The organism is Pseudoduganella sp. RAF53_2, from assembly GCF_052113985.1.
Classification (GTDB): domain Bacteria; phylum Pseudomonadota; class Gammaproteobacteria; order Burkholderiales; family Burkholderiaceae_D; genus Rugamonas.
This window is the reverse complement of sequence record NZ_JBFRDW010000915.1, coordinates 1-1674: the sequence shown is the minus strand read 5'-3', so window position 1 is coordinate 1674 and position 1674 is coordinate 1. Positions and strand designations below refer to the sequence as shown.

Sequence of the window (1674 nt, the reverse complement as noted above, 5' to 3'; positions counted from 1 at the left end):
TTGCTGGTACTCAGGGCATCGAGCTGATCGGTGCTCAGTGCGGCAACCTGCGCCGTGCCCAGCAGGGCTATCTGGCTGGCCAGCATGGCGTTCAGCTGGGTGCTGGACAGGCCATAAGCCACTTGTTCCGTGGTCAGCGCGCCGAGGCTGGCGCTGGACAGCGCATTCAGCTGCGCGCTGCCCAGTGCGGCGATCTGGCCGGTGCCAAAGCCGCCGATCTGCTGGCTGCGCAACGCGTTGAGGTCGTCAGTTGCCAGCGCTGCCACCTGGCTGGTATCCAGTGCGGACAGCTGCAAGGTGCTGAGCGATACGGTTTGCGCCGTGCTCAGCGCAACAATCTGGTCGCTGCCCAGTGYTGCGATCTGATCCGTAGTGAACGCGGCCACTTGCTGCGTGCTCATCGCTGCGATCAGGTCAGTGGACAACGCGCCCAGGTCGGACGTCGAGATGGCAGCGATCTGCGCCGTCTTCAGGGCGGCGAAGTCCTGCGACTCCATATTGTTCAACTGATCGCTGGACAGGGCGCCGATCTGGTCGCTCGTCAGCGAAACGACCTGCGCGGTGCTGAGCGCCACGATCTGGTCGGTGCCGAGGTAGCCGATTTGCCTGGTATCCAGCGCTTGCAACTGGCGGCTGGACAGCACGGCGATATCTTCCGTCTCCAGCGCACCGATCTGGTCGCTGTTCAGGATCGCCATCTGGCCGGTGGACAGGCAACTGATCTGCAGCGTCGTCAGTGCCGCGAACTGCGTGCTGTTCAAGGCGTCGAATTGGGCCGTGCTCAGTGCGCCCAGCTGGGCACTGCTCAGCACGCCGATCTGGATGGTGCTGAGCGACGCTACCTGATCGGTGGTCAGGCCCGCCAGCTGGGTGGTGGTCAGAACCGACAGGGCGTCCGTGCCCAGCGCCTGAAGTTGGTCGCTGCCCAAAGCGCCGATTTGAGCGGTGCCAAGGCCGCGCACCTGCTGCGTGCTCAGCGCTGCAATTTGTTGCGTGCTCAGCTGTGCGAACTGGGAGGTTGCCAGGCCAGACAGCTGGGTGGTGGTCAAGGCCGCTACATCGTCGGTGCTAAGGGCAGCCAGCTGGTCGCTGTCCAGGCCGTTCAACTGGACGGTGCTCAGGGCGCCGATCTGCTGGGTGCTCAGCGCGGCCAGCTGGCTGGTCGTCATGCCGGCCAGCTGAGCGGTGGTCAGCGCCGACAGCTGTGCCGTCGCCATGGCTTGCACCTGGTCGGTGCTCAGCTCGCCCACCTGATCGCTGCCGAAGGCTGCGAACTGAGCCGTGGACAACGCGGCCAGGTCGTCGGTTTCGATTGCTTGCAGATGGGTCGCATCCAGGCTGGACAGCTGCGCGGTGGTCAGCGCGCCCATCTGGGTCGTGGTCAGCGCCGCCATCTGGTCGGTGGTCAACGCTGCCAGCTGGGCAGTGGCCAGGCTGGACACTTGCGATGTCTTCAGCGCAGCCACATCGGCCAGGTTGAAGGCGCCCAGCTGGTTGCCGTCCAGCGCGTTCAACTGGTTGGCGGTCAGGCTGGTGGCCTGCAAGGTGGTCAGCACGGCGATCTGGTCGCTACTGAAGGCCAGGATCTGGTCCGTGCTCAGAGCGCCGATTTGCTGGGACGCCAGCACCGGCATCTGGTCGGTGGTCAGGGCTTGCAACTGCAGGGCGCCGAGG

The 1674-nt window shown here is 65.2% G+C and carries 1 pseudogene; it reads right to left on the bottom strand.

The annotated features are described in order from the left end of the window. Positions 1-1674 (bottom strand): annotated as a pseudogene (locus AB4Z11_RS30970) (hypothetical protein); the annotation flags it as partial.